This is a genomic window from Roseateles amylovorans, from assembly GCF_025398155.2.
Lineage (GTDB): Bacteria > Pseudomonadota > Gammaproteobacteria > Burkholderiales > Burkholderiaceae_C > Roseateles > Roseateles amylovorans.
Genome location: NZ_CP104562.2, coordinates 5,157,090 through 5,183,900, shown reverse-complemented (window position 1 = coordinate 5,183,900; position 26,811 = coordinate 5,157,090). Strand labels below are relative to the sequence as shown.

Here is a 26,811-nt window from a genome sequence, read left to right as displayed (position 1 = left end):
ACGGTGGGGGTGCCGGTGCCTCGCGCAAGGGGGCGAGCCCGGAGGACCGGCCCGGGGCTCAGCTTGGCCAACGCCAACGTGCGCGGAGTTTGCTCGATCGTCACCGACGGAGACACGGTGCATGTATGAGAACAAGAAGCTGGGCTTCATGTTCGTCCTGCCTTTCGTGCTGGGCGTGCTGTTGTTCAAGCTCTTTCCCTTCGTGATGAGCTTCGCGCTCAGCTTCACGCAGTACGACCTGATCGATCCGCCGCAGTTCGTCGGACTTCAGAACTACGAGGAACTGGCGACGGCGGATCCGCTGTTCCGCAAGTCGCTGGGCGTGACCCTGCTGTTCGCGCTGCTGGCCGTGCCGCTGCGGGTGGGCTTTGCCCTGCTCATTGCGCATGTACTGAACTTCAAGCTGCGCGGCATCAACTTCTTCCGCGCCGCGTTCTACATCCCTTCCATCCTCGGCGGCTCGATCGCGGTGGCGGTGCTGTGGCGCTTCGTCTTCGCCAAGAACGGGCTGGTGAACCTGGTGCTGATGAAGCTGGGGATGGAGCCGATCGCCTGGCTGGCCGATGAGCATTACTCGATGTGGACCATCGTGCTGCTGTTCACCTGGCAATTCGGCTCGGCGATGGTGATCTTCCTGGCCGCCCTCCAGAACGTCTCGGTCTCGCTCTACGAAGCCGCCGAATGCGACGGCGCCAGCAAGGCGCAGCAGTTCTGGAAGATCACGGTGCCGCTGATCACGCCGGTGATCTTCTTCAACATGATCATGCAGATGGTCCATGCGTTCCAGGAGTTCAACGGCCCCTACATGATCACCGAGGGCGGGCCGCTGCACTCGACCTATGTGCTGGCGCTCTACATCTACGACCAGAGCTTCCGGTTCTTCAACCTGGGCTACGGCGCGGCGCTGTCCTGGGTGCTATTCGCGCTGGTGGGCGGCCTGGCGGCCTTCTCCTTCTGGAGCTCGAAGTACTGGGTGTTCTATTCCGGCGAGAAGGAGCAGAAGCGATGAGCCGCGCCGATATCCGTACCGACGCGATCGATGCCGTTCCCGCCCATGGCGCGGCCCGTCCGCCCGAACCCCTGGTGCTGGGTCGAGACCGCGGCAATCCCTGGCTGCGCTATGTGGCGCTGATCGCCGTCGCAATCGTGATGCTGTATCCGCTGCTGTGGCTGGTGGGCGCCTCGTTCAAGAGCAATGCGGAGATCTTCACCTCCGCCGGCTTCTGGCCGGACCGGCTGGACTTCAGCGCCTATGCCAAGGGCTGGAAGACCAGCACCGAATACACCTTCGCCACCTACTTCCTGAACAGCTTCCTGATCACCATCCCGCGCATCATCGTGACGGTGATCTCCTGCGTGCTGGTCGCCTATGCGTTTGCGCGCTTCGAGTTCTGGGGCAAGAAGCTGCTGTTCAGCATCATGATCGCCACCATGATGCTGCCGCTGATCGTGCTGCGGCTGCCGCAGTACCTTGTGTTCCGCGAGATCGGCTGGCTGGACTCCTACCTGCCGCTGATCGTGCCGTCCGCCTTCGCCACCGACACCTTCTTCGTGTTCATGCTGGTGCAGTTCCTGCGCGGCATTCCGCGCGACATGGAAGAGGCCGCGCAGATCGACGGCTGCAACTCGCTGCAACTGCTCTGGCACATCATCGTGCCGATGCTCAAGCCGGCCATCATCTCGGTGATCGTCTTCCAGTTCATCTGGACGATGAACGACTTCATGGGGCCGCTGATCTACCTGGCCTCGGTCGAGAAATACCCGGTGTCGCTCGCATTGAAGATGAGCATCGGCGCGACCGAGGAGGTCGAGTGGGCCAATGTGATTGCCATCTCGGTGGTGGCCCTGATCCCGTCGGTGCTGGTGTTCTTCGCGGCCCAGCGGCACTTCATCGAAGGGGCCACGTCGTCGGGCGTGAAGGGATGAGCCCGACCGCACCGAAGCCGCTGCCAGCGGTTGTGACCCACAGGACCTCCGGGAGGCGCGTCGCCCGCACTGCGCGGCGCACCAGACCTGCAAAAGCCAGCTCCAGGACGGCTTGAAAAACAAAGCGAGACAGCGATGGCAAGACTCAATCTGAGCAAGGTCGAGAAGACCTATCCGAATGGATTCAAGGCGGTCCATGGGGTGGACCTGGACATCAAGGATGGCGAGTTCATGGTGTTCGTCGGGCCGAGCGGCTGCGCCAAGTCCACGCTGCTGCGGATGATCGCGGGGCTGGAGAGCATCTCCGGCGGCGAGCTGCGGATCGGCGACCGGGTGGTGAATGCGCTGCCGCCCAAGCAGCGGGGCATCGCGATGGTGTTCCAGAACTATGCGCTGTATCCCCACATGAAGGTCTACGAGAACCTGGCCTTCGGCTTGAAGCTGGCGGGCACACCCAAGCAGGAGCTGGACCAGCGGGTACGGCATGCGGCGCGCTTGCTGGAGATGGAGCATCTGCTGGACCGCTATCCGAAGCAGCTGTCGGGCGGCCAGGCACAGCGGGTGGCCGTCGGCCGCGCGATCGTCAAGAAGCCGGAGGTGTTCCTGTTCGATGAGCCGCTGTCCAACCTCGATGCCAAGCTGCGTGCCGCCATGCGGGTGCGCCTGACCGAGTTGCACCGCACGCTGCGCGACGGTCAGCAGCCCGCCACCACCATCTATGTCACCCATGATCAGGTCGAGGCCATGACCATGGGCGAGCGCATCTGCGTGCTCAAGGAAGGCGTGATCCAGCAGGTCGACACGCCGACCGCGCTGTATGACCGGCCGGCCAACAGCTTCGTGGCCAGCTTCATCGGCTCGCCGGAAATGAATCTGTTGGAGGCCCGGGTGCAGGCCACCGACAGCGGCCTGGCGCTGCGGGTCGGTGGCGCGCGGCTGAGCCTGCCGGCGGAGAAGGCCGGTCCGCTCGCCACCGCCCAGACGCTGGTGGATGGCGCCCTGCAGTTCGGGTTGCGTCCCGAGCACATCGGCGTGCATCCACGGCCGCAGGGCGACACCCAGCCCGTTGCCACCCGCCTGCGTTTCGCGGAGCACATGGGTTCCGAGCTCTATCTGCATGTGGAGATCGGCGATGCGCGGCTCACCGCGCGGATTCCCGCCGAACATGCGGGCGTGTTGCAGGGCCTGGACCGCGGCGATGCGGTGACCCTGCATCTGCAGATGTCGGCCTGCCATCTGTTCGATGCCAAGACCGGCATCAACCTGCTGACATGAGCGCACGTCGTCGCTATCTGCTCGGCGCGGCGGCGCTGGGGGCCGCCTCGGTGGCGCCCTCGCTGCTGCTGCGCGCGGAGGAACGCGAGCCGGTGCTGCGCTTCGCGTGGTGGGGCGGCGCGGGCCGGCACGAGGCCACGCTCAAGGCGCTGGCGCTGTTCGAGCGCCGCCACGGGGTGCGGGTGAAGGCCGAATACATGGGCTTCAACGGCTATCTGGAGCGGCTGACCACCCAGATCGCCGGGGGCTCCGAGCCCGATGTTATGCAGATCAACTGGGCCTGGACGGCGATGTTCAGCAAGCGCGGCAACGGCTTTGCGGACCTGCGTCGCTTCGCCGGGCTGCTGGATCTCTCGCAGTTTGAGGCCGAGGACCTGGCCTATGGCGACGTGGCGGGCAAGCTCAATGCCTTGCCGGTCTCCTTCAGCGCGCGGGTCATGCTCTGGAACCAGTCGGCCTTCGAGCGCGCCGGCCTGGCGGTGCCGCGCACCTGGGACGAGCTCTTTGCCAGCGGCGCCGTCTTTCGACGGGTACTGGGCGAGAACGCCTATCCGCTGGATGGGGAGCTCTACGACATGATGCTGCTGGCCCAGGCCTGGGTGCAGCAGCGCCACGGCACGCCCTATGTGGATCCGACGCAGCCCCGCGTGGCAATGTCGCCCGCCGCCGCGCTCGATTGGGTCCGCATCTATCGGCGGCTGGTGGATGAGCATGTCGCCACGCCGCTGCCCTTGCGGGCCAGCCTGGGCGGCGCCGAGAAGCCGACCGAGCAGCAACCGGATTGGGTCGTCGGCCGTTGGGCCGGCAACTACACCTGGGATTCGGTCATCGGCCTGCGTTCATCGACCTTGGACAAGCAGCAGCGCCTGGTGCTGGGCGACTTCCCGACGCTGCCCGGAGCGCTGGACAGCGGCATGTTCGGTCGACCCACGGTGATGTATGCGGTCAGCCGCCATGCGGAAAAGAACGGTCGCGCGGAGATCGCCGCCCGCCTGGTCAACTTCCTGCTGACCGATCCGGAAGCGGCGGCGCTGCTGGGCCGCACCCGCGGCCTGCCCTCGGCCCGCGGCCCGTTCGAGCAGCTGCGCGACCAGCAACGGGTGCCGCCGCTGGAGTTGGCCGCACATGACCAGATCCAGGCGCAGCGCGTCGCCGGTCGCCTCAAGCGGCCGGCCCCGATGTTCGAGCATGCCCGACTGCACAAGTTCATGCGGGAGGTCTTCGAGACCGTGGCCTACCGCAAGACCAGTGATGAAGACGCTGCCCGCCGCCTGGTGACCGAAGGTCAGGCGCTGCTGCAGCGGATCAAGTGAACCCTCTCTGAAGGCCCCGCGTCTGAAAGCGACCATGAAAGCCAACGAACGACAACTCCGCTTCGTCACCCGTGAAGATCCGGACACCGGCGCCCGGGTGACCCGGCTCACACCGACCGACGTCACCTGCCACCGCAACTACTTCTATCAGAAGTGCTTCACCAACGATGGCAGCCAACTGATCTTCGGCGCCGAGTTCGGTCCGGGTTCCAGCTGGAACTATCACCTGCTGGACCTCAAGAGCCAGACCGCGGTGCAGCTCACCGACCAGCCGGGCGAGAACACCTTCGGCGGCTTTCTCAGCCCCGACGACCGCCACCTGTACTTCGTGCGGGCCGAGCGGGCGCTGATCCGACTGTCGATGCGCGACCTGACGGAAGAGACGGTCTATCGCGTGCCGGAGGGCTGGGTCGGCTACGGCACCTGGGTGGCCAACAGCGCCTGCACCCGCATGGTGGGCATCGAGATCGATGCGCGGGACTGGTTCCCGCTCAGCGACTGGCAGAAATTCCACCAGATGTTCCATGCCAAGCCGCGCTGCCGGCTGATCCGCATCGACCTGGCCACCGGCGAGCGCGAAGTCATCCTGGAGCAGAAGGGCTGGCTGGGCCATCCGCAATACCGTCCCAACGACGACCAGACCGTGGCCTATTGCCACGAAGGTCCGCATGACCTGGTGGACGCGCGCATGTGGTTCATCAATGAGGACGGCACCAATATCCGTTGCGGCCGCCGCCATGATCCGGGCGAGAGCTGCACCCATGAGTTCTGGGTGCCGGACGGCTCGGCCATGATCTATGTCTCCTACCTGAAGGGACAGCGCGATCGCTGGATCTGCTCGCTGGACCCGGTCACCTTGGCGTCCCGACGACTCACCCGCATGCCGCCATGCTCGCACCTGATGAGCAACCAGGACGGCACGCTGTTGATCGGCGATGGCTGCGATTCGCCGGCCGATGTGGCGGATGCCGGCGCGCACCAGATCAAGACCGATCCCTACCTGCACCTGTTCGATCTCAAGGCCGGCACCGAGCGGCGCGTGGCTCGCCATGACAGCAGCTGGAAGGTCTACAAGGGCAATCGACAGGTCACCCATCCGCATCCGTCGTTCACCCCGGATGAGCGCCAGGTGCTGTTCAGCGCCGATGCGGAAGGTGAGCCGGCGCTCTACCTGGCCGATCTCTGATGCGTGCGGCGCATCGGGCGTGGGCGCTGGCCATGATGGCGGCGTCGATTGGTGGTGGCGTGTCGATGGCGATGGCGCAGACGCCCGCGTCGGCAGGCGCGCCAGCGTCTGCGACCTCTTCGGCGGCGGTCGCGTCGGCGGCGGTGTCGGCACCGCCGACATCTCCGTCGTCATCCAGGCCGCAACTTGACGCGACCCAGGCCGTGCAGTTGGATACGGCCGACTATCTTGGCGATTGGCAGCCCGAGCCCTTGGGCGATCCCGCGCGGTGGAAGCCGGATGCGGTGATTGCTGCCGATGGCAGCGGCACCCATCTGACCGTGCAGGCGGCGCTGGATGCGCTGCCGTCGCGGGGGACCGATGCCCGCCGCCGCTATCTGCTGGTCAAGCCGGGCACCTACCGCGAGGTCGTGTGCGTGCGCAACAAGGCGCCGTTCACGCTGTACGGCGTGGGGGAGCCCTCTGCCGTGGTGATCGTCGAAGGGCGCTACAACGCCTTGCCCAAGGCAAAGGACGCGGCGGCGCAGCCGTGCATCCCGGCGACCGGCAGCGAGATCCACGGCACTGCGGGCAGCACCAGCGTGGCCTTGTTCAGTGATGACGTGCAACTGACGGGGCTCACCATCGCCAACGATGCGATGGACCGTGTCCGCGATGGGCAGGGCTATCCCGCAGGTGTGGCCGAGAGCGGCGGCGCCCAGGCGGTGGCGCTCATGACCGCCGGCGATCGGATCCAGATGGAGAACGTCCGACTGCTGGGCCATCAGGACACCTTCTTCGCCGAACTGGGCAACGGCGGGCGCGCCACCCGGGTGCTGGTCCGTCGCAGCGAGATCCGCGGCGATGTGGATTTCATCTTCGGTGGCGCCACCCTGGTGATCGACGACAGCCTGATCGTCAGCCGCGCTGGCCGTCGGTCGCCCGGGCATGGCGGCCATGTGCTGGCGCCCAGCACGCGTGAGTGGCAGCCGCATGGCTTCCTGGTGCGGCGCAGCCGGCTGCTGGCCGAGCCGGGCGTCACCGCAGGCAGCATCAGCCTGGGCCGTGCCTGGGACCATGGCGTGGCCGCCGGCACCTGGCGTCGCACCCGGGAGGTGCCCAACGGTCAGGCGCTGATCCGCGACAGCCTGCTGGGGCCGCATCTGACGGGATGGTCCGCGTCCACCTCACGTCGGCCGTTTGCGACGCAGGGCGAGACCGCCAACCGGTTCAGCGAATACCGCAACACCGCGTTGCCGTCTGCCGCCTATCAGGCGCTGCCCGACGGTGACGGCTGGGCCTCGGTCGAGGGCGGCACCCAAGGCGGCGCGGCTGCCCGTCCCGAGCACGTGCTGGCGATCCGCAGCCGCGCCGATCTGGACGCCGCCTTCGCCTTGGGCGATACGCCGAAGATCCTGGCGCTGATGACGCGCATCGATCTGGCCGCGGACGCGTCGGGTCGCCGGCTCACGGCGGCCGACTTTCGCGATCCCGCCTTCGATTTCGACGCCTTCGTCCGCGACTACGATCCGGCGCGCTGGGGCCGCCGCGCCCCGTCCGGACCACAGGAAGACGCCCGGCGCGCGTCGGCCAAGCGGCAGGCGGCCCAGGTGGTCGCCCGGGTGCCGTCCCGCACCACGCTGATCGGCGTGACGCCGGACGCCGGCTTCGAGGGCGGCATGCTGCTGCTGGAGAAGGTTGAGCAGGTCATCCTGCGCGGGCTGCGCTTTGCCGATGCCTACGACCATTTCCCCGCCTGGGACCCGGAGGACAACGGCCATGGCGAGTGGAACTCGGACTACGACACCGTTTCCCTGCGCCAGGCGCGTCGCGTGTGGATCGACCACTGCGCCTTCGATGACGGCGACCGGCCCGATCAGCGGGAGGCCGTCGCCCTGGGGCAGCGCATCCAGCGCCATGACGGCTTGCTGGACATCACCCGGCAATCGGACCTGGTGACCGTGTCGTGGAACCTGTTTCGCCGGCACGACAAGACCCTGCTGATCGGCGGCGGCGACCGTCACCTGGAAGATGCCGGCCATCTTCGAGTGACGCTGCATCACAACCTGTGGGAGCAGGTGAAGGAACGGACGCCGCGGGTGCGATTCGGACAGGTCCATGTGGCCAACAACCTGTTCATCGCCCGCAGCGATGTGCCCTATGCCCACGGCTATTCACTGGGCGTCGGCCTGCGCTCCCAACTGCTGAGCGAGGCCAATGCCTGGGAGGCCGATGCCGGCATCGGCGCGGACCGTCTGGTGCGGCAGCTCAAGGGGGAGCGTTTCGAGGATCGCGGCTCCTGGCTGAACGGCGCGCCGGTGGATCTGGTCAGCGCATGGCGAACCGCCAATCCGCGGGCCGCACTGGTGGGCACCGTTGACTGGACGCCGCCCTACCGGCTGTCCCTGGACCCGGTCTCCGAAGTGGCTTCACGGGTCCGCGCGGGTGCGGGCACGGGGCGGCTGTGGTGAAATTCCTCCCTTGACGTCGCGGCGGCCTCTGGCGGCCGCGCCATACTTCTTCCGCACTTCCCGCATACCCGAGAACACCAGCGCATGGACGACGAATCGATCGATGGCAAACAGCAGCCGGAATCCGTGGCGGCGGTGCTCAAGGTGTTTGCCATCCTGCAGGCGCTGTCGGAGCGCAGCGATACCGGGATTTCGGAGCTGTCGGTGCGACTGGCCATGCCCAAGGCCACCGTCTACCGCTTCCTGCAGACGATGAAGACGCTGGGCTATGTGCGCCAGGAAGCCGACAGCGAACGCTACGGCCTGGCCATGAAGACCTTCGAGCTGGGCGCCAAGGCCCTGCAGTACCCCGACCTGGTCGAGCTGTCCAAGCATCACATGCAGATGCTGGCCGACGTGACCGGCGAGACGGTGCACCTGGGCACCTTGATCGACAGCGAGATCATCTATGTGCACAAGGTCGATTCGCGGCACATGCTGGGCATGTATTCGCGGGTAGGCCGTCGCGCGCCGCTGCACTGCACGGCGATCGGCAAGGTGCTGCTGGCCTGGGAGCATCCGGACCGCCGACAGCGCATCCTGGCCGATGCGGAGCTGCGGCGCTTCCGCGACAAGACCATCACCGATCTTGCCGAGTTCGAGATCGAGCTCCAGCGCGTCAAGGCGCAGGGCTTCGGCGAGGACCGCGAAGAGTTCGACGACCACATCCGCTGCCTCGGTGTGCCGATCTTCGATCGCCTGGGCCATCCGGTGGCCGGCATGAGCATCAGCTTCCCGACCTTCCGCTATGACGAGGCCAAGGCGCCGGAAGTCGTTGCCGCGCTGCAGGCGGCCAGCCGCGATATCTCCGAACGGCTGGGCTGCTTCAATTTCCCGCTGGACGCGCGTCCCGCGTGAACGTCGCAGGCAGGGGATCGCTCGGGGACGGGTGATCACGGGCCCTGAGCCGCCCAACACGATGCCGAACGGCGCGTGCGCATGCCAGAATGTTGTCGTACAACTTCCGTGCGTCATGGTGCGTGTGTCCGACCTGCCCGGTGAGCGGGCGTCGTCACTTCCTCGCCCATTCCAGATCCCGGCGATGTCCGCGATCCCTGATCCCTGATCCCTCTGAGTCCTCTGAGTCCTCTGAGTCCTCTGAGTCCTTTGCGTCCCGTCAGCCCTGTGCGTCCTTTGAGTCCTTTGAGTCCTGCTGTCCTGCCATGAGCGTGTCTCCTGCCCCCCGTCGTCCCCGCAGTCTGGCCCTCGGCCTGGTCGAGGCCCTGGGCGAGCGCATCCGCACCGGTCTGCTCGCGGCCGGCGACAAGCTGCCCACCGAGGCGGCGATCATGGCGGAGTTCGATGTCAGCCGGACCGTCGTGCGGGAGGCCATCTCCAAGCTGCAGGCGTCCGGGCTGGTGGAGACGCGGCATGGCATCGGCACCTTCGTGCTGGGGCTGGGGGAGGGCGGCACGTTCCGGATTTCATCCGACCAGATGGCCACGCTCCATGATGTGGTGTCGGTGCTGGAACTGCGCATCGGCCTGGAGACCGAGGCGGCGGCGCTGGCCGCCCAGCGCCGGTCCGAGGCCCAGCTGCGGCAGATGCGCGAGGCGCTGGCGGCCTTCGCCGCTGCGGCAGAAGCCGGGCGGGATGCGGTGGCGGCGGACTTCCAGTTCCATCTCGAGATCGCCCGCGCCACCGGCAATCCGCACTTCGAGCAGTTGATGAGCACGCTGGGCGCGCCCAGCATTCCGCGGGCGCGGCTGTCCAGCCTCGCCGCGGCGGGCGACGACGATCCCGCTGCGCAGCGGGACTATCTGCGCCGGGTCAATGCCGAGCATGAAAGCATCCTCGATGCGATCGCCGCAGGCGACAGCGAAGCCGCGCGCGCGGCGATGCGCACCCATCTGGCCAACAGCCGCGAGCGGCGCCGTCGCGCCGCATTGGCGCTGCAAGGCCGGGAAACGGCCTGATCCGTTTCCACCGGCCTTGACGTGCGGTGCTGCCGTTGAGCCATGACGCTCGGTGCCGCCCCTTCGACGGTGGTCCGCGTGGCGTTCAGCCTGACTTGAGAGTGAATCGCCTGAAGTGCTGCAAACCCAACGGGAGAAGGGCGCACTCACCGTGTCCCACATGACACGGTTCCCGCATGCACATTGACTCGATCAAACCTCGCATCAGCGCTCAGCGCGCCTTGACTGCGATGAGCGCCACAGGCGCCATGACACGGTTTCCCTGGCGCGCTTCCGCCTTCCGGCTTCGTGCGAACTCGGCCCCCGACGCGTCCCGCGTCATCTCGCCAGCTTCTGGCGCTGTCCGAGGTGCGGCTGTGAAGCGCGCCTCGATCTCACGCTGAGCCAAGGACCTGCATGTCTTCCTCCTCAAGAATGCCGATCCAGGTCTGGATCCTCTCCCTGTCCTCCTTCGCCATCGGAACGGCTGAATTCGTCATCGCCGGGATCCTGAGCCAGGTGGCCGACACCCTGGGCGTGACGCCGGGGCAGGCCGGCAACCTGATCACCGCCTATGCCCTGGCGGTGGTGATCGGCGGGCCTGTGCTCACCCTGTGGCTCGCTCGATTTCCGAAGAAGCGGGTGTTGGTGGGGTTGATGGCGATGTTCATCGCGGGCAACCTCATCAGCGCCTTCGCCACCGACTATTCGATGCTGCTCGTCAGCCGTGTCGTGGCCGGACTGACGCAAGGTCCGTTCTACGGGATCGGTGCGGTGGTCGCCACGCGGCTGGTTTCCGACACCCAGGCCGGTCAGGCGGTGGGCCGGATGTTTGCCGGCCTGACGCTGGCCAATGTGCTGGGTGTCCCGGCCGGTGCCTGGATCGGCAACCGGGGGGATTGGCACACCACCTTCCTGGTCGTGGCGCTCCTGGGCGGGATGGCCATGGTGGCGCTGTCCCTCATGCTGCCCCGGGATGCGTCCGGCACAGCGTCCCACGGCCAGCCCATGGGCCGCCAGCTCGCCGCCTTCAAAAATCCGCAGTTGCTGGCCAGCCTGGCGATCACTACCTTGGGTTGGGTGGGCTTCATGACCTTCTATGGCTACATCGGCCCCATCGCGGAGCATGTGGCCGGCTTTGATCGCAGCTCCCTGAGCGGCGTGCTGGTGGTGGTGGGCCTCGGACTGGTCGTGGGCAATGCGCTGGGCGGACGGACCGCAGATGCCAACCTGCGGTGGTCGCTGATGGGCTGGCCGGTCGCGATGATCGCCGCATTGCTGGCGGCTGGCTGGCTCGCCCCCTATAAATGGCCGTTCCTGGCAGCGGCGTTTGTCTTCGGCATCACCTCGTTCGCCAATGTGCCCTCGCTGCAGATGCGGGTGATGAAGCACGGCCAGGCAGCGCCGGAACTGGCCGCCACGGCCAACATCTCGGCCTTCAACATCGCCAACGCGCTGGGCGGTGTCATTGGCGGAGTGGTCATCGACAGCTCGCTCGGAGAGGCCGCCATCCCGTTTGCCGCCGCCATCGTGCCCGCGGTGGCGCTCCTGTTCATCGTGAGCCAGGAATGGCGTCGTCCAGCCGCCGACGGCACGGCACGCTTGAGCATCTGACCGGCGGCCCCGCCACGCACGGCGGGGCTTGCGTGCCTTCCCCGAGCGCCCCCATGAGGCGCGGGGGGGCGCGAGCGAGGCTGCGGCGCGCATGGCCGCCCGCCGCGGCCCTGGCCCCGTGCGGCGCGCGAAGCCGTGGCTTGGCGTTTTCCCTGGGACGGTGATCATCCTGTCTTGTCAGTGCTTCCCATGCACTTGTATGATGACTGACAACAAGGTCGCCGCCGCCGATGCCAGGATCCTGGTCAGCCCGGATTCATGAACCGATGGACAAGAGCGACTGCCCCACCGACAGGGTGATCCGGCACTTCGCCGACAACGCCACGGAGACAACGTTCATGAATTCACTGTTTCGCCGCGTGCTGCCCCGCCTGGGCGCCGCCTTGCTGACCGCCGGTCTGGCGCTGTCCGCGCAGGCCTTCCCCGACAAGCCGGTGACGCTGCTGGTGCCGTTCCCACCGGGCGGTTCCACCGACACCCTGGCCCGTGCGATGGGCGCGAAACTGCAGGAAAAATGGGGCCAGACGGTCATCGTCGACAACAAACCCGGCGCGACCGGCACCTTGGGCACCGCCCAGGTCAAGCGCTCCGCGCCGGACGGCTACACCTTGCTGGTGTCGTCGCTCGGTCCCTTCGTGATTGCGCCGCATCTGCTCAAGGCGGTGCAGTACGACGCACTGAAAGACATCGACCTGCTCACCGTGGCCGTGCAGGCGCCGAATGTGCTGGTGGTGCCCGCCAGTTCGCCGCTGAAGTCGGTGCAGGACGTGGTGGACACGCTCAAGAAGCAGCCGGACAAGCTGACTTTCGCCTCGTCGGGCAATGGCTCCTCGGACCATCTGACGGCGGAACTGTTCTGGCTGCAGACCGGCACCTCCGGGCTGCATGTGCCGTACAAGGGCGGCGCGCCGGCGATCAGCGACCTGCTGGGCGCCCAGGTGGATGCCTCGTTCCAGAACGTGAATGCGGTGCTCTCGCACATCCAGGCCGGCAAGCTGCGCGCGCTGGCGGTGACCGGCGAGAAGCGCTCGCCGGTGCTGCCGAATGTGCCGACGCTGGCGGAATCCGGCATCAAGGGCGCGGATGTGTATTCCTGGCAGGGCGTGGCGGCCCCCAAGGGTCTGCCGCCGGCGCTTCGCACCCAGATCCATCAGGCGCTGGTGGCGGCGCTGCAGGATCCGGCGGTCAAGCACAAGTTCGCGGAGATCGGCATTGAGACGGTGGCCAATACGCCCGATCAGGCGCAGGCCTTCCAGAAGGCGGAGTTCGCCCGGTGGAAGCAGGTCATCGAGACACGCAAGATCACAGCAGACTGAATAGGTCCCCCCCCTACCGCCTGCGGCGGCCCCCCCAGGGGGGCGAGCAGGAGCCCGGCAAAGCCGGATCTCCGTGCTCTGCTTGACCTGTCGGGGCGGGGCCCCTCTTGGGGGGTGGATGGGCCCCCCCCTACCGCCTGCGGCGGCCCCCCGAGGGGGCGAGCAGGAGACCGGCAAAGCCGGATCTCCGTGCTTTGCTTGACCTGTCGGCCCTGTGGGGCCTTCGATTTCATCCGCGGTGGGGGTGGACGGGGTGACGTGACGACATTTTGGAGTTGAGATGGCAGCAAGTAGTCCTGTAGTGAAGTCGGCGCGGGCCGTTCCGGTGGCCGGGCGCGACGGCATGTTGATGAATCTCAGCGGTGCGCATGCGCCGTTCTTCACACGCAATCTGCTGATCCTGGAGGACAGCGAAGGGCATGTGGGGGTCGCCGAAATCCCCGGCGGTGAGCCGATCCGCAAAACGCTCGAACAGGCCGGCGCCATGCTGGTCGGGCAACCGATCGCCACGTGGAATGCACTGCTCTCGCAGATCCGCGACAAGTTCAAGTCGCTCGACAGCGGCGGTCGCGGCCTTCAGACCTTCGACCTGCGCACCACCATCCATGTGCTGACCGCCGTGGAATGCGCGTTGCTCGATCTGCTCGGCCAACACCTCGGCGTGCCCGTCTGCGAGCTGCTCGGCGAAGGCAAGCAACGAGACTCGGTGGCCATGCTCGGCTATCTGTTCTTCGTCGGCGATCGCACCAAGACCGATCTGTCCTATCTCACCCCCGATGACGAACGCCACGCCAGCCCCAGCGCCGCCGATGCCTGGCTGAAGGTGCGCCATCACGTGGCCATGACGCCCGATGCCATCGTCGCCCAGGCCGAGGCCGCCCAGGCCCGCTATGGATTCAAGGACTTCAAGCTCAAAGGCGGCGTGCTCGCCGGCGAAGCCGAGGTGGAAGCCGTCCAGGCCCTCAAGGCTCGCTTCCCCGACGCCCGCGTGACGCTCGACCCCAACGGCGGCTGGCTGCTCAAGGACGCCATCCGCCTGCTGCGCGATCTCGGCAGCGTGCTCGCCTACGCCGAAGACCCCTGCGGCGCCGAGGACGGCTTCTCCGGCCGCGAGGTGATGGCCGAGTTCCGCCGCGCCACCGGCCTGCCCACCGCCACCAACATGGTCGCCACCGACTGGCGTCAGCTCACCCATGCGCTCAGCCTGCAGTCGGTCGACATCCCGCTCGCCGACCCGCATTTCTGGACCATGTCCGGCGCCGTGCGCGTGGCCCAGACCTGCCGCGACTTCGGCCTGACCTGGGGCTCGCATTCCAACAACCATTTCGACGTGTCGCTGGCCATGTTCACCCATGCCGCCGCCGCCGCACCCGGCCGTCTGACCGCCATCGATACCCATTGGATCTGGCAGGACGGCCAGTTCCTGACCCAGCAACCGCTGCAGATCGTCGACGGCGAAGTGACCGTTCCGACCGCCCCCGGTCTCGGCGTGACGCTGGACATGGCCGCTGTCGACGCCGCCCATCAGCTCTACCTGCAACACGGCCTCGGCGCCCGCGACGACGCCATCGCCATGCAGTACCTCATCCCCGGCTGGCGCTTCGATCCCAAGAAGCCCTGCATGGTGCGCTGACCACAGACACCGAAGACTGCCGCACCGAGTCATCGAGTCATCGATCCCCCAAGTCCCCGAGTCCCCAAGTCCCCAAGTCCCATTTCCCGAAGTTCAGAGGGCTTTGAGAAGCCGAGAAGCCGAGAACCCGAGAACCCGAGAACCCGAGAACGAGAGGCGCCGCGAGACGGCGCCCCGACCCGCCCCCCTTTGCGCCTCGGCGCAGCGGGGTGCGCTCCCCACGATCCCCGATCCACCCCCGGAGAGAGACAACATGCGATTCCAACGACGACACCTGGCCTTGGCGGGCGCTGCAGCCGCGGTGCTGAGCACCCTGCCGACGATTGCGATGGCGCAAGCCGCCGCCTGGCCGACCAAGCCGGTGCGCCTGGTGGTGCCCTACACCCCCGGCGGCTCCTCGGACATCATTGCGCGGGCCATCGGGCCCTTGCTGTCCGAAGCGCTGAAGCAACCGGTCATCATCGAGAACAAGGCCGGAGCCAGCGGCAACATGGGCGCCGATCAGGTGGCCAAGTCGACCGACGACCACACCCTGCTGCTCTGCGATGTGACCGCGCTGGCGATCAGCCCGTCGGTCTATCCGAAGCTGCCGTTCAATCCGTCCAAGGACCTGAAGGGCGTGGCGATGCTGGCCTACTCGCCGCACATGCTGGTGGTGCATCCCTCGGTGCAGGCCAACAACCTGAAGGAACTGGTGGCGCTGTCCAAGACCAGCAAGATCGATTTCGCGGTCACCGCCATGGGCAGCGCACCGCATCTGGCCGGTCTGGCCGTGGCCGGCGCCACCGGCGCGACGTGGGAATACATCCCGTACAAGGGCGGCTCGCAGGCGGTCACCGACACCATCGCCGGCCAGACCCAGGTCCTGATGAACGGCATGCTCGCCACGCTGCCCTTCGTGCAGAGCGGCAAGCTGAAGGTGCTGGGCGTGAGCAAGGCCACCCGCGTGCCGCTGCTGCCGAATGTGCCGACGCTCGCCGAGCAGGGCGCGCCCGGCTTCGAGTCCGGCACCTGGCAAGGCGTGCTGGCGCCCGCCAGTCTGCCCGCCGCCGCGCAGGCCAAGCTGTCGGCCGAGCTGATCCGCATCATCCGCATGCCTGACCTGCGCGCCCGTCTGGCGTCGCAAGGCGCCGAAGTCTTCACCATGAACCCGACCGAGTTCTCAACCTTCTTCGAGAAGGAACGCAAGAACTGGTCGACCGTGGTGACCAAGAACAACATCAAGCTCGACTGATCAAAAGCCCAGAGCATGGCGACGCCGTGGCCACCCGATGGCAAACCCGATGGCGACCCGGAGACGGGTGCCGCCACGGTCGAGGACCTCCTGGACCGCCTGCGGGCCCTGAGCGCCTTCGAGCGCCAGGGCCCCGACGAACGCCAGGAACGCCACGAACGCCATGCTCGCCCCGTTGAACTGAATGGATCGATGGCTTTCGGAGTCCGGCCCCAGGGACGGCCGGTTCGCCGAAGGACGTCGTTCGACGGATTCAACCGATGCGCAGCGCCCCACCGGCGCCGCGCCGATGCCCGACCCGCCGCAAGAAGGATCCCGCCATGACCACCCCGACCACGCCCTACTGCAGCTTCCCCAACTCGCTGCGCCAGCGTCTGCTGGCGGGAGAGACCCTGCTCGGTTGCTGGTGCTCGCTGGCCAATCCCATCACCACCGAGGTGCTGGGCGTGGCAGGCTTCGACTGGCTGCTGCTGGACGGTGAGCACTCGCCCAACGATGTGGTGAGCTTCGTGCCGCAATTGATGGCGCTGAAGGACAGCGTCAGCGCGCCAGTGGTCCGGCCGTCCTGCAACAACCCGGTGGAGATCAAGCGGCTGCTGGATGCGGGCTTTTCCAACCTGCTGATTCCGTTTGTCGAGACGGCCGAGCAGGCGGCCCAGGCGGTCGGCGCCACGCGCTATCCGCCGCAGGGGTTCCGCGGCGTGTCGGTCGCCCAGCGCAACAACCGCTACGGCACGGTGCCGGGTTACTTTCAAGGCATCAACGACCAGCTCTGCGTGATCGTCCAGATCGAAAGCCCCGCCGGTGTCGCGGCCGTGGGTGAGATCGCCGCCATCGAGGGCGTGGATGCCGTGTTCATCGGACCCTCCGACCTGGCCGCCGGCTATGGCCACCTCGGCAACCCCGGTCATCCGGAGGTGCAGGCCGCCATGACGACCATCTTTGAGGTGTGCAAGGCCGCCGGCAAGCCGATCGGCATCCTCGCCCCGGTCGAGGCCGATGCCCGTCGCTACATGGCGATGGGCGCGACCTTCGTGGCGGTTGGCAGCGACCTGGGCCTGTTCCGCGGCGCGACCCAGGCCTTGCGGGACAAGTTCCGCTGAGCCTCGCGGCTCGGCCCGAGCGCGTCAGCCCGGGCCGGCGCGACGGTGGCGGTGGGGCTCGCCCGTCGATGTCCCTCGGTCCGTTCCACGCCGCGCCATGCCGCTTCATCCGGTTCTATCCAGTCTCATCCGGTTCCATCCCATCCAGTTCAGTTCAGCAGTGAAAGAGAGCAAGTCATGAGCATCAAGATCGGTTTCATCGGCCTCGGCATCATGGGCGCGCCGATGGCGGTCCGTCTGGCAGCGGGCGGCCACACCCTGTTCGTGCACACCCGCAGCCAGGTGCGCGACGAGATCAAGGCCACCGGCGCCACCGTGTGCGCCAGCGCCACCGAAGTGGCCCGGCAGGCCGATGTGATCTTCACCATGGTCCCGGACACGCCGGACGTGGAGCGGGTGCTGTTCGGCGAGGGCGGTGTGGCCGCCGGGCTGTCCAAGGGCAAGACGGTGGTGGACATGAGCTCGATCTCGCCGATGGCCACCAAGGACATCGCCCAGCGCATCCAGGCCCTGGGTGCGGACTGGCTGGATGCGCCGGTCTCCGGCGGCGAGGTGGGGGCCAAGGCCGGCACGCTGACCATCATGGTCGGCGGCGATCAGGCGGTGTTCGACCGCATCAAGCCGCTGTTCGAGCTGATGGGCAAGAACATCACCCTGGTCGGGGGGGCGGGTGCCGGGCAGACCTGCAAGGTGGCCAACCAGATCATCGTGGCCCTGAACATCGCAGCGGTCAGCGAGGCCCTGGTGTTTGCGTCCAAGGCCGGTGCCGATCCCGCCAAGGTGCGTGAGGCGCTGATGGGCGGCTTCGCTTCCAGCCGCATCCTCGAAGTGCACGGCGAGCGCATGATCAAGCGCACCTTCAATCCCGGCTTCCGCATCGCCCTGCATCAGAAGGACCTGAACCTGGCACTGCAGAGCGCCAAGGCGATGAGCCTGGCCTTGCCCAACACCGCCAACACCGCGCAGCTGATGCAGACGGCCGCCGCGCAAGGCTGGGATCAGCTGGATCACTCTGCACTGGTGCGCGCCATCGAGCTGATGGGCCATCACGAGCTGGGCGACACCACGTCCTGAGGCCGCACCGAGCGGGCCTTGAAGGGCCCGTGCCGCGGGTGGGCGACGCGCTGGCGGTGTCATCCCCGAGCTGGCCCTTCCAGCCGACACTTCCAGCTGGCCCTTCGAGCTGTCCCTTTGATCTGGCGCTTCGAGCGGTGGCACCGGGCGGTGACCCTGACGGGCCGGGCGGAGCCACCTCTGAATCGCGCCTGCGGTGCCGAGGCGATGGTGTCGGCACCGCCTTTCCTTCCGACTTCGCATAATGGGCGCCCATGAACCAGGCCTCGCTTCTCGATGATCCCCGCGCCTTGTTGCGCCACCTCTATCAGGTGGCGGTGGCGCGGGCGCTCCCCGGCAAGATCCTGGCGGATCATCTGCCACCGCCGCCCAAGGGGCGCACCTTGGTGCTCGGCGCGGGCAAGGGGGGCGGATCGATGGCAAAGGCGCTGGAAGCCGCCTGGCCCGCGAGCGCACCGCTCTCCGGTCTGGTGATCACCCGCTACGGCCATGTCCCGCCGGACTACCGGCCACAGCGGCTGGAGATCGTCGAGGCCGCGCACCCGGTGCCGGATGCAGCCGGAGAACGCGCAGCCGCCCGCATGCTGCAAGGGGTCAAAGACTTCGGTCTGACGGCGGACGACCAGGTCATCTGCCTGATCTCCGGCGGGGGCTCGGCCTTGCTGTCGCTGCCCGCCCCGGGCCTGACGCTGGCAGACAAGCAGGCGGTCAATCGCGCGCTGCTGGCCAGCGGCGCTGGCATCGCGGAGATGAACTGTGTGCGCAAGCATCTGTCGGCGATCAAGGGCGGTCGGCTGGCGGCGGCCTGCGCGCCGGCGCGGGTGCTCACCTTGATGATCTCCGACGTGCCGGGCGACGATCCGGCCGTCATCGCCTCCGGGCCCACCGTGCCCGACGCCACCACCTGCGCCGATGCGCTGGCCATCTGCGCCCGCTACGGCATTGCCCTGCCGGATCGGGCGCGTGAGGCGCTGTCACGCGGCGAGTGGGAGACGCCCAAGCCGGGCGATGCCTGCTTCGAGGGCCATGAACAACGCATCATCGCAGCGCCCCGCCAAAGCCTGCAGGCGGCGGCGGAGGCGGCCCGTGCGCTGGGCCTGACCACCCATGTGCTGTCCGACGAGATCGAGGGCGAGTCCCGGGAGGTGGGTCGGGTGCATGCAGCGTTGGCGCGCTCGGTCGCCCGTCATGGCGAGCCGTTCGCCAAGCCCTGCCTGATTCTGTCGGGCGGGGAGACGACGGTCACCCTCAAGCCGAACCCGGGTCGCGGCGGTCGGGCGGGCGAATTCCTGCTGGGCTGTGCGCTGGCGCTGGACGGTCAACCCGGCGTCTGGGCCCTGGCGGCGGACACTGACGGCATCGACGGCGTGGAGGACAACGCCGGCGGCTTCATCGCGCCGAACAGCCTGGCGCGCGCCCGCGCGCTGGGCTTGAAGCCGGCGGAACTGCTGGCAGCCAACAACGGCTATGCCTTCTTCGAAGCGCTGGGTGATCTGATCGTCACCGGACCGACGCAGACCAACGTCAACGATTTCCGCGCCTTGCTGGTGCGGTGAGTGCGGAGCTGGCAGCGCGGGATGCGGTGCGGCCGCGCTCGGTGCTCGGTGCTCGGTGCTCGGCGGGCGTCGGCATGCTGGGCGGCGCGTTGTCATGGTCGTATCCATTTGAAACAGTAACGGTCGACGGCGCCGTTGTTGACCTCACTCAACGTTCGTGCGCGGCAAGGCCGCGACATTGCGGTTTTGGTTTTTCCCCATCCGCGCCGTGTCAGACCCTGCATGCCCCACAGGTTCCGCGCCCGAGCCTGCCTTGCCGTCCCCGTCACCTGATTCGACCTGGCCCCAGGTGGCCGAGGCGCCGTCCGTGTACGCGACCCTGTCCCCGCCCGTGACGGTCCCGGGCTGCCAGGGCGCGCTGCCGGGGGCCTTGCCGCCTTCAGCGCTGGGGTTGTCGTCGATGCCGCCGTGGTCGATGTCGTCCGCTTCGACTGTTTCGACTGCGTCGATTGCTTCTACTGCGTCGATTGCTTCGACCTCGTCGACGTCGTCGACCTCCTCATTCCCATCGATATCGTCAGCGCCAGCTTCGGTGTTCTCCACCGCTGAAACGCACGCGGTCAGCAAGCGCCCGTCGCTTGACCTTGACGGCGCGCTGCCCTCGGTGCTGAGGCCTGAAGGGCTGGTCGACTGGCCTCGACTGCTGCCCGGCCTGGCTGTCGATGTCGAGCTGAGCCAGGCCCTGAACAGCATGGTCCAGTTGCGGGCCTTCCGGCAGGGGGCGGCGATTCATCGCCAGGGCCAGCCAGCGACGTTGCTGCGAGCAGTCTGCGAAGGCTGCGTCGGTCTGGGGCGACATGCGGGGGGTCCGACCGATGCGCTGATGCAGAGCTTCCAGCTCAAGCGCACGGTGCGGTCGCCGGCCTGGCTGGATCTGCACACCGCCTGGCTGGGCACCACCTACGACCTGGATGCCTGCGCGACCAGCGCCTCGGTGACGCTGGTGCTCGAATGGCCGATGGCGGTGGCGCGCGGCTGGCTGCGGCGGCAACCGGAGGTGCTGGAGGCCCTGATGCGCGCGTTGGGCGGGCAGATGAGGGAGGTCCAGGATGCGCTGCATGACCTGTCGACCAAGGATGCGCTGGGGCGGGTCGCCGCCTGGCTGATGCGGCGGGCCGGCCCGCATGCGCGGCTGGAGATCGGTGAACGCAAGCGGGATGTGGCATCGCAGTTGGCGATCTCGCCCGAAACCTTCTCCCGCATCCTGCGCCAGTTGGCGCGGCGGCGGCTGGTCAGCGTGGACGGTTACGAAGTGGCGTTGCTGGACCGCATCGGCCTGATGCGGCTGGCGCGTGACTTCTGACGCGACTGGACGGGGGCATGTCGTGTCAGACGAGGACAGGCGGTGGCCGGACGCTGGTCGGCGCCGGAGGACAGGCATAGACTCGTTGCACCGAGGCTTATTGCGGAGTCGGCGTGATGAACACCAGCGCGGAACGGTTCTTCGGCAGTCATGCGGCCTTGCCGGTCATGCCTGAGGTCGGGCGGCGGCTGCTCCACAGCCTGGACGATGACAGTGCCAGCCTGAGCCAGATCGCCGAGCTGATCGGCAAGGACTCGACGCTGTCGGCCAAGGTGCTTCGCCTGGCCAACTCGGCCCGCTACAGCCCCTCCCACACGGTGGCCACGCTGCAGGATGCCGCGATGGCGTTGGGCCTGGAGACGCTGCGCAATCTGGCGATGGCCGCCAGCATTTCCGGCACCTTTCCCAAGGTCAACGGCCTGGACCGGGAACGCTTCTGGCGGCACAGCATCCGTACCGCCGGCTATGCACGACTGCTGTCCAAGCTGTTGCAAGGCGATGCGGACACCGCCTACATCGCCGGCCTGATGCTGCGCACCGGCCAACTGCTCATGGCGATCCGCGAGCCGGAGCAGGTGGCAGATGTGGAATCGCATGCGTCCGAGCCGGGCAGCCGGTTTTCGTTGGAGATGCACCGCTTTGCCTGCACCCATGCGGACGTGACGGCGGCGCTGGCCGCGCACTGGCAGTTCCCCGGCAGTCTGGTGGAGGCGTTCAAGGACGCCAACGCGCCGCTGGAGATCCGACCGTTTTCCCTGCTGGCCGCAGTGCTGCATCTGGCCGAGGTGCTGGCCGATGCGGCGGACCAGCGGCAAGACCCAATCAAGGCCCTGCAGGTGGCGGTGCCGGAGTTGGTCGAGCATCTGCATCTGGACCTGGACTTCCTGCGCCTGAGGCTGGAAGGCGCGGGCGACCCCGGCGCGGATGTCGATCTGCTGTTGCACTGAACTGAACCTGCTGGCGGGGCCATCCACGCTTCAGACTCCTGGTGAGTCGGTGGCGCGTTAGCGCGCCTCGCCCGATGGGGACCGGCGAATGGTGCGGGGCTGTATCAATACGTCCGCCGCAAGTCCCAGTCCGCTGTGCAAAGCGCGAATCATGGCCAAGGTGAGGGGACGCGTGCCAGCGAGCACTTCATAGACACGATTCTTCGCCCCGATCATGGGAACGAGATCATGGACCGTCAGTCCTGATTGCTCCATGCGGAATTTGATGGCCTCAATAGGATCCGGCGTCGTGATCGGGTAGAGCTTCGATTCATAGGCGTCGATCAGCGTCAAGAGCACCTCAAACGTGTCACCTTCTACGCTGCCGACCTCAGGCTCTCGCTCAAAAAAAGGAGCAACGGCCGCCAATGCGGCCTGATAGTCCTCGTGATTTCGAATCGGACGAATCTCCATAACTCACTCCTAGCCTACGGTGTCAACGTCAATTGCGTCGTACTGCTCATGGGTCCCGATGAATTTGATGTAGACGGCTTGAAACCTGTAAGCCACCGCGGTCACAAGTCGATAGTCATTGCCCTTGATGTTGAAGATCACGCGCCTGCCTGGGCGAACACTGGCGTTTCGAAACTGCGCCTTGAGCTCCTGGGGAGTTGCCCATTTCGCCTTTGAAACTTCGTCGAACCAAGATTTCAAGGGTTGCTCAGCGTCAGGATGTAAGAGCCAAAACGCCTCTAATGTCGATCTGGCGATCACTTTCATGCTGCATTCTGCTGTGATTCAAATGGTAGTCCCAAATTGGGATCTGGTAAAGCTGGGTGATATGTTGCGTGCGTACGAACTGACGACTGTCAGGTTCGGCTGTGCCTGCGGTGCCGTGACCCGGCCGCTCCGTTCTTCGCGCTTTCCCTTTGCCTTGCCCACGTCCCAATCGCCAGACAGTCACTTCGCCAGCCGTTACATCGCTCGCGTCGCCTCCACCGCATCCAGCACCGCCTCCGGCGTGGCGGGCGCCCGAAGCGGCGGATCGCAGCGCGCGGGCCCGCAGGCGGCGACCGCATCCTTGATCGCGAGCAGCACCGAGAACGGCAGCAGCAGCGGCGGCTCGCCCACGGCCTTGGAGCGATGGATGCTGTCCGCGCGGTTGGGCGCATCGAACAGGGCCACGCGGAAGTCGCGTGGCATGTCGTTGGCCGTGGGGATCTTGTAGGTGCTCGGTGCGTGGGTCAGCAGCAGCCCGGACTGCGGATGCCAGACCAGCTCCTCGCAGGTGAGCCAACCCTGTCCCTGCACGAACGCGCCTTCCACCTGACCGATGTCCAGCGCCGGATTGAGCGACTGCCCGACGTCATGCAGCACGTCCGCTCGCAGCACCCGGTGCTCGCCGCTGAGCGTGTCCACCACCACCTCGGCCACCGCCGCCCCATAGGCGTAGTAGTAGAAGGGATGACCCTGCAGCTTGGCCCGGTCCCAATGCAGGCCCGGCGTGGCATAGAAGCCATCACTCCACAGCTGCAGGCGGTTCAGGTAGGCCTGCGCCACCAGCGCCTGGAAGGTCATCGAGCGGTCACCGCCGTGCACCTGGCCGGCGTTGAACACCACCTCCGTCTCGTTGCAGTCCAGCAGGCGGGCCGCCAGCGGCAGCAGGCGCTGCCTGATCTTGCGGGCGGCATCCTGGGCGGCCTTGCCGTTGAGATCGGACCCGGTGGACGCCGCCGTGGCGGAGGTGTTGGCCACCTTGCTGGTGTCGGTGGCACTGGCCCGCACCGTGTGCGCCGGCACGCCCAGCTCATGCGCCACCACCTGCGCGACCTTGGTGTTGAGCCCCTGGCCCATCTCGGTGCCGCCGTGATTGACCAGCACCGAGCCGTCGGTATAGACATGCACCAGCGCGCCCGCCTGGTTCAGATGGACGACATTGAACGAGATGCCGAACTTCACCGGCGTCAGCGCCATGCCGCGTTTGAGCACCGGACTCGAGGCATTGAAGGCGGCGATCTCGGCGCGTCGGTCGTGATAGGCCGAACTCGTGATGAGCTGATCGGTGAGCGGCTGCAGCAGGTGGTCGTCGATCTGCTGCCCATAGGGCGTGACGTCCTGACCCGGTCGATAGAAATTGCGTTGCCGCACCAGAAGTGGGTCCAGGCCCAGCCGCCGCGCCACGCCGTCCAGGATCATCTCGATCGCCAGCGCGCCCTGCGGGCCGCCGAAGCCGCGGAAGGCGGTGTTGCTCTGGGTGTTCGTGCGCGCGCAGTAGCCGTGCATCGCCACATGCGGCAGCCAGTAGGCATTGTCGAAATGGCACAGCGCTCGCGCCATCACCGGCGCGGAGAGATCGGCGCTGTGGCCGCAATTCGAGATCAGGTCGATCTCGGCCGCCAGCAGCAAACCGTCGTCATCGAAGCCGACCGACCAGCGGTAGTCGAAGCCGTGTCGGCGACCGGTGATCAGGAAATCGTCGTCGCGGTCCACCCGCAACTTCACCGGCTTGCGCAACCGGGTCGCGGCCACGGCGGCGACGCAGGCGAACAGCGCCGATTGCGATTCCTTGCCGCCGAAGCCGCCGCCCATGCGTCGGCATTGCACCGTCACCTGATGAGCCGACCAGCCCAGCGCATGGGCCACCAGCTGCTGCATTTCCGACGGATGCTGGGTCGAGCAGTGGATCAGCACGCCCTGGTTTTCCTGCGGCAGCGCGTAGCTGATCTGGCCTTCCAGATAGAACTGCTCCTGACCGCCGACGGCCCACTCGCCGTCGAGCCGGTGTGGCGCGGCCGCCAGCGCGGCGGCGGGATCCCCGCGGGACAGGTGCATCGGCGGCACCACGTAGAGCCCTTGGGCATGGGCCTCGCGGGCCGTCAGCACGGCAGGCAGCGCCTCGGTGCGGACGACCTGCCGGGCCATCGCGGCGGCGCGGCGGGCGAGTTCGCGATCGGTGGCGATGACGGCATAGACCGGCTGCCCCAGGTAGCGCAGTTCGCCGTCGGCCAGGATGGGGTCATCGTGCACCAGCGGACCGCAGTTGTTCTCTCCGGGCAGGTCGGCCACCGTCAGGACCGCCACGACGCCAGGCTGGCGTCGTAGCATTTCCAGGTCGATCGACAGCAAGCGGCCATGCGCCACCGGCGACAGCCCCAATGCCGCATGCAGGGTGCCTTGCGCTTCGGCAATGTCATCGGTGTAGACCGCCTCGCCGCTGACATGCAGATGGGCGGCCTCATGCACCCGGCTGATGCCGACCTGCGGCTGCGGCGTGGCGGTCTTCAGGGACTTGGCCGACCGCGCTTGGCTTGGCAGGTCGGGCAAATCGCGCAGATCGAGCGGCTTGTTCATGCGACGCTCCGCTGTGGAGGGATGACCTGCCAGACGCTGGTGGCGGCGGTGTCCAGTGGGTCGTCCTCCCGAGTCTCCAGCCAGAAGCGTCGGATCAGATTGGCGGCCACCCGCGACCGGTAATCGGCGCTGGCGCGCAGATCGGTCAGCGGCTGGAAGTCGTCGGACAGCGCCGCCGCGGCGGCCGCTTGCGTGGCCTCGTCCCAGCGCCGCCCGCGCACGACGGCCTCGGCATGGGCGGCCCGCTTGACGATGCCGGCCATGCCGCCGAAGACAAATCGGACGTCGCTGACGACGCCCTGTGTGGTGGTGAGCTTCAGCACCGCGCAGACGGCGGAGATGTCGCTGTCATAGCGCTTGGAGATCTTGTAGGCCCGCAGCGTGGTGACGGCGGTGGTACCGCCGGCGTTGGCGCTGCCGCCGGCGCTGTCCACGGTGGATGCGTGAGGTGCCGCATCCGGATCGCGCAGGGGCACCTCGATGGCCTCCACGAACTCGCCGGGCTGCAGCGCATTCTTCATGTAATCCAGATAGAACGCTTCCAGCGGCAGCCTGCGCGATTGAGTACCGCGACGCAGCACCAGTTGCGCATCCAGGGCGATCATCGCGGGGGCGCCGTCGCCGATGGGCGAGCCGTTGGCCAGGTTGCCCCCCAGCGTCCCGGCATGGCGCACTGGCGGCGACGCAAAGCGCAGCCAGAGCTCGCGCAGCGCCGGCTCGCGCGCGGTGAGCGCGCGCCAGGCCTCTTCCAGGGGCACCGCCGCACCGATGCGCAGGGCCGTGGGCGTGGCCTCGATCTGCCGCAAGGCTTCAACCCGTGCCGTCAGGATCACATCGCCCAGTTCACGGTGCTGCTTGTTGACCCACAGGCCCACATCCGTGGCGCCCGCCACGAGACGCGCCTGCGGCAGCCGCTCACGCAGCTCGGCAAATGCCTCCAGGCTGTGCGGTGCGAACACGTGCTGCGTGGCGCCGTCACGAGCGTGCGCCTCGTAGTGCAGCGGTGGATCCTCGCGCAGGGTGCGCAGCGCCGCGATCAAGGGCGCGCGGTCCAGCGTTTGTGGCGGCGCGTCGAACATGCGCTCACCGGCGTCCAGCAGCGGTCGGTAGCCGGTGCAGCGGCAGAGGTTGCCGGCGAGATCATCGGCCAGTTGCTGACGCGTGGGGCGTGTGCCGTCCGCCTGGTGGCGCTCATACAGCGCCTGCATCGTCATCGCGAAGCCCGGGGTGCAGAAGCCGCATTGCGAGCCGTGGCAGTCCACCAGCGCCTGTTGGACCGGATGCAGCGCGGTGCTGCTGCCCAGATCCTCCACCGTCAGCAGCGCCTGGCCGTCCAGCATCGGCAGGAACTGGATGCAGGCATTGACGTTGCGCAGCGAGAGGCCTTGCCCGCCCTGGTCCAGGCTCGCCACCACCACCGTGCAGGCGCCGCAGTCGCCCTCGGCGCAGCCTTCCTTGGTGCCGGCGCAGTGCGCTTGCTCGCGCAGGTACTGCAGCACCGTGGTGGTGGGGGCGAGGTCCGTCACGGACTGCAGGCGGCCCTGATGGACGAAGCGGATGGGACGGGACACGGTCATGGGGCGACGGCTCGGAAAGCGGACAGCAACGCGCGAAAGA

Annotated in this window: 22 protein-coding genes; 17 read left to right on the top strand and 5 right to left on the bottom strand. The window is 67.4% G+C overall.

What is annotated here, in order from left to right; genetic code table 11:
* Nucleotides 1-121: 121 nt before the first annotated feature.
* The 15 genes from N4261_RS21450 (at nt 122) to N4261_RS21380 (ending at nt 19,614) form a co-directional block, all read left to right on the top strand.
* A complete protein-coding gene (locus N4261_RS21450; protein WP_261757283.1) occupies nt 122-1,009 on the top strand; it encodes a carbohydrate ABC transporter permease in 888 nt (295 codons plus the stop codon).
* Nucleotides 1,006-1,926 (top strand): carbohydrate ABC transporter permease, encoded by a 921-nt coding sequence (locus N4261_RS21445; RefSeq protein WP_261757282.1) that lies wholly within the window; start codon nt 1,006-1,008, stop codon nt 1,924-1,926. The genes N4261_RS21450 and N4261_RS21445 overlap by 4 nt, the downstream gene beginning before the upstream one ends.
* A gap of 135 nt (nt 1,927-2,061) precedes the next feature.
* The gene (locus tag N4261_RS21440) at nt 2,062-3,201 is read left to right on the top strand and encodes an ABC transporter ATP-binding protein (RefSeq protein WP_261757281.1); all 1,140 of its coding nucleotides are present in this window, start codon (nt 2,062-2,064) and stop codon (nt 3,199-3,201) included.
* Nucleotides 3,198-4,514, top strand: a complete 1,317-nt coding sequence (locus N4261_RS21435) for an ABC transporter substrate-binding protein (protein ID WP_261757280.1) — start codon at nt 3,198-3,200, stop codon at nt 4,512-4,514. Before N4261_RS21440 ends, N4261_RS21435 begins: the two co-directional genes overlap by 4 nt.
* Before the next feature lie 34 nt (nt 4,515-4,548).
* Complete coding sequence (locus tag N4261_RS21430; RefSeq protein WP_261757279.1) at nt 4,549-5,700, top strand: oligogalacturonate lyase family protein; 1,152 nt, start codon at nt 4,549-4,551, stop codon at nt 5,698-5,700.
* The gene (locus N4261_RS21425; protein WP_261757278.1) at nt 5,700-8,150 is read left to right on the top strand and encodes a pectinesterase family protein; all 2,451 of its coding nucleotides are present in this window, start codon (nt 5,700-5,702) and stop codon (nt 8,148-8,150) included. The genes N4261_RS21430 and N4261_RS21425 overlap by 1 nt, the downstream gene beginning before the upstream one ends.
* An 84-nt stretch (nt 8,151-8,234) precedes the next feature.
* On the top strand, nt 8,235-9,047 hold the full coding sequence (gene kdgR, locus N4261_RS21420; protein ID WP_261757277.1) for a DNA-binding transcriptional regulator KdgR: 813 nt from the start codon (nt 8,235-8,237) through the stop codon (nt 9,045-9,047).
* Between the two features lie 305 nt (nt 9,048-9,352).
* Nucleotides 9,353-10,105, top strand: coding sequence for a FadR/GntR family transcriptional regulator (locus N4261_RS21415; protein WP_261757276.1), 753 nt, complete (start codon nt 9,353-9,355; stop codon nt 10,103-10,105).
* A 396-nt stretch (nt 10,106-10,501) separates the two neighbouring features.
* On the top strand, nt 10,502-11,698 hold the full coding sequence (locus N4261_RS21410) for an MFS transporter (protein ID WP_261757275.1): 1,197 nt from the start codon (nt 10,502-10,504) through the stop codon (nt 11,696-11,698).
* A gap of 338 nt (nt 11,699-12,036) precedes the next feature.
* Nucleotides 12,037-13,014 (top strand): Bug family tripartite tricarboxylate transporter substrate binding protein, encoded by a 978-nt coding sequence (locus N4261_RS21405; protein WP_261757274.1) that lies wholly within the window; start codon nt 12,037-12,039, stop codon nt 13,012-13,014.
* Between the two features lie 280 nt (nt 13,015-13,294).
* Nucleotides 13,295-14,647: an enolase C-terminal domain-like protein gene (locus N4261_RS21400; protein WP_261757273.1), complete on the top strand. Its 1,353-nt coding sequence runs from the start codon at nt 13,295-13,297 to the stop codon at nt 14,645-14,647.
* A 253-nt stretch (nt 14,648-14,900) separates the two neighbouring features.
* Nucleotides 14,901-15,881, top strand: coding sequence for a Bug family tripartite tricarboxylate transporter substrate binding protein (locus tag N4261_RS21395; protein WP_435531962.1), 981 nt, complete (start codon nt 14,901-14,903; stop codon nt 15,879-15,881).
* A 320-nt stretch (nt 15,882-16,201) separates the two neighbouring features.
* Nucleotides 16,202-16,984, top strand: coding sequence for a 2-dehydro-3-deoxyglucarate aldolase (gene garL, locus N4261_RS21390; protein ID WP_261757272.1), 783 nt, complete (start codon nt 16,202-16,204; stop codon nt 16,982-16,984).
* Between the two features lie 177 nt (nt 16,985-17,161).
* Nucleotides 17,162-18,058 carry a 2-hydroxy-3-oxopropionate reductase gene (gene glxR, locus N4261_RS21385; protein ID WP_261757271.1) on the top strand — a complete coding sequence of 299 codons (897 nt, stop codon included), beginning with the start codon at nt 17,162-17,164 and terminating at the stop codon, nt 18,056-18,058.
* Between the two features lie 254 nt (nt 18,059-18,312).
* Entirely contained in the window at nt 18,313-19,614 is a 1,302-nt protein-coding gene (locus tag N4261_RS21380; protein WP_261757270.1) for a glycerate kinase type-2 family protein, read from the top strand.
* 144 nt (nt 19,615-19,758) lie between these two features.
* On the opposite strand, the gene N4261_RS21375 is transcribed toward N4261_RS21380, so the two are convergent.
* Nucleotides 19,759-20,157: a hypothetical protein gene (locus N4261_RS21375; protein WP_261757269.1), complete on the bottom strand. Its 399-nt coding sequence runs from the start codon at nt 20,155-20,157 to the stop codon at nt 19,759-19,761.
* Here N4261_RS21375 and N4261_RS21370 point away from each other — a divergent pair.
* Together N4261_RS21370 and N4261_RS21365 are read left to right on the top strand one after the other, a co-directional pair.
* On the top strand, nt 20,147-20,917 hold the full coding sequence (locus N4261_RS21370) for a Crp/Fnr family transcriptional regulator (RefSeq protein ID WP_261757268.1): 771 nt from the start codon (nt 20,147-20,149) through the stop codon (nt 20,915-20,917). The two genes, N4261_RS21375 and N4261_RS21370, sit on opposite strands and share 11 nt — an antisense overlap.
* A gap of 116 nt (nt 20,918-21,033) precedes the next feature.
* Nucleotides 21,034-21,864 (top strand): HDOD domain-containing protein, encoded by an 831-nt coding sequence (locus N4261_RS21365; protein ID WP_261757267.1) that lies wholly within the window; start codon nt 21,034-21,036, stop codon nt 21,862-21,864.
* Between the two features lie 57 nt (nt 21,865-21,921).
* Here the strand turns inward: N4261_RS21365 and N4261_RS21360 are convergent, their stop codons facing one another.
* The 4 genes from N4261_RS21360 to xdhA form a co-directional block, all read right to left on the bottom strand.
* Nucleotides 21,922-22,317, bottom strand: coding sequence for a helix-turn-helix domain-containing protein (locus N4261_RS21360; RefSeq protein WP_261757266.1), 396 nt, complete (start codon nt 22,315-22,317; stop codon nt 21,922-21,924).
* Between the two features lie 9 nt (nt 22,318-22,326).
* A complete protein-coding gene (locus N4261_RS21355; protein ID WP_261757265.1) occupies nt 22,327-22,623 on the bottom strand; it encodes a type II toxin-antitoxin system HigB family toxin in 297 nt (98 codons plus the stop codon).
* 195 nt (nt 22,624-22,818) lie between these two features.
* Entirely contained in the window at nt 22,819-25,194 is a 2,376-nt protein-coding gene (xdhB, locus tag N4261_RS21350; protein WP_261757264.1) for a xanthine dehydrogenase molybdopterin binding subunit, read from the bottom strand.
* A complete protein-coding gene (gene xdhA / locus N4261_RS21345) occupies nt 25,191-26,771 on the bottom strand; it encodes a xanthine dehydrogenase small subunit (protein WP_261757263.1) in 1,581 nt (526 codons plus the stop codon). The genes xdhB and xdhA overlap by 4 nt, the downstream gene beginning before the upstream one ends.
* Between the last annotated feature and the right edge of the window lie 40 nt (nt 26,772-26,811).

Excerpts from the sequence above, each read along its gene's own strand:
- glxR (WP_261757271.1), top strand. The coding sequence starts at position 17,162 with ATGAGCATCAAGATCGGTTTCATCGGCCTCGGCATCATGGGCGCGCCG.
- garL (WP_261757272.1), top strand. The coding sequence starts at position 16,202 with ATGACCACCCCGACCACGCCCTACTGCAGCTTCCCCAACTCGCTGCGC.
- N4261_RS21430 (WP_261757279.1), top strand. The coding sequence starts at position 4,549 with ATGAAAGCCAACGAACGACAACTCCGCTTCGTCACCCGTGAAGATCCG.
- N4261_RS21425 (WP_261757278.1), top strand. The coding sequence starts at position 5,700 with ATGCGTGCGGCGCATCGGGCGTGGGCGCTGGCCATGATGGCGGCGTCG.
- N4261_RS21410 (WP_261757275.1), top strand. The coding sequence starts at position 10,502 with ATGTCTTCCTCCTCAAGAATGCCGATCCAGGTCTGGATCCTCTCCCTG.
- N4261_RS21450 (WP_261757283.1), top strand. The coding sequence starts at position 122 with ATGTATGAGAACAAGAAGCTGGGCTTCATGTTCGTCCTGCCTTTCGTG.
- kdgR (WP_261757277.1), top strand. The coding sequence starts at position 8,235 with ATGGACGACGAATCGATCGATGGCAAACAGCAGCCGGAATCCGTGGCG.
- N4261_RS21355 (WP_261757265.1), bottom strand. The coding sequence starts at position 22,623 with ATGAAAGTGATCGCCAGATCGACATTAGAGGCGTTTTGGCTCTTACAT.
- N4261_RS21415 (WP_261757276.1), top strand. The coding sequence starts at position 9,353 with ATGAGCGTGTCTCCTGCCCCCCGTCGTCCCCGCAGTCTGGCCCTCGGC.
- N4261_RS21435 (WP_261757280.1), top strand. The coding sequence starts at position 3,198 with ATGAGCGCACGTCGTCGCTATCTGCTCGGCGCGGCGGCGCTGGGGGCC.
- N4261_RS21365 (WP_261757267.1), top strand. The coding sequence starts at position 21,034 with ATGAACACCAGCGCGGAACGGTTCTTCGGCAGTCATGCGGCCTTGCCG.
- xdhA (WP_261757263.1), bottom strand. The coding sequence starts at position 26,771 with ATGACCGTGTCCCGTCCCATCCGCTTCGTCCATCAGGGCCGCCTGCAG.
- N4261_RS21405 (WP_261757274.1), top strand. The coding sequence starts at position 12,037 with ATGAATTCACTGTTTCGCCGCGTGCTGCCCCGCCTGGGCGCCGCCTTG.
- N4261_RS21440 (WP_261757281.1), top strand. The coding sequence starts at position 2,062 with ATGGCAAGACTCAATCTGAGCAAGGTCGAGAAGACCTATCCGAATGGA.
- N4261_RS21395 (WP_435531962.1), top strand. The coding sequence starts at position 14,901 with ATGCGATTCCAACGACGACACCTGGCCTTGGCGGGCGCTGCAGCCGCG.
- xdhB (WP_261757264.1), bottom strand. The coding sequence starts at position 25,194 with ATGAACAAGCCGCTCGATCTGCGCGATTTGCCCGACCTGCCAAGCCAA.
- N4261_RS21360 (WP_261757266.1), bottom strand. The coding sequence starts at position 22,317 with ATGGAGATTCGTCCGATTCGAAATCACGAGGACTATCAGGCCGCATTG.
- N4261_RS21400 (WP_261757273.1), top strand. The coding sequence starts at position 13,295 with ATGGCAGCAAGTAGTCCTGTAGTGAAGTCGGCGCGGGCCGTTCCGGTG.
- N4261_RS21380 (WP_261757270.1), top strand. The coding sequence starts at position 18,313 with ATGAACCAGGCCTCGCTTCTCGATGATCCCCGCGCCTTGTTGCGCCAC.
- N4261_RS21445 (WP_261757282.1), top strand. The coding sequence starts at position 1,006 with ATGAGCCGCGCCGATATCCGTACCGACGCGATCGATGCCGTTCCCGCC.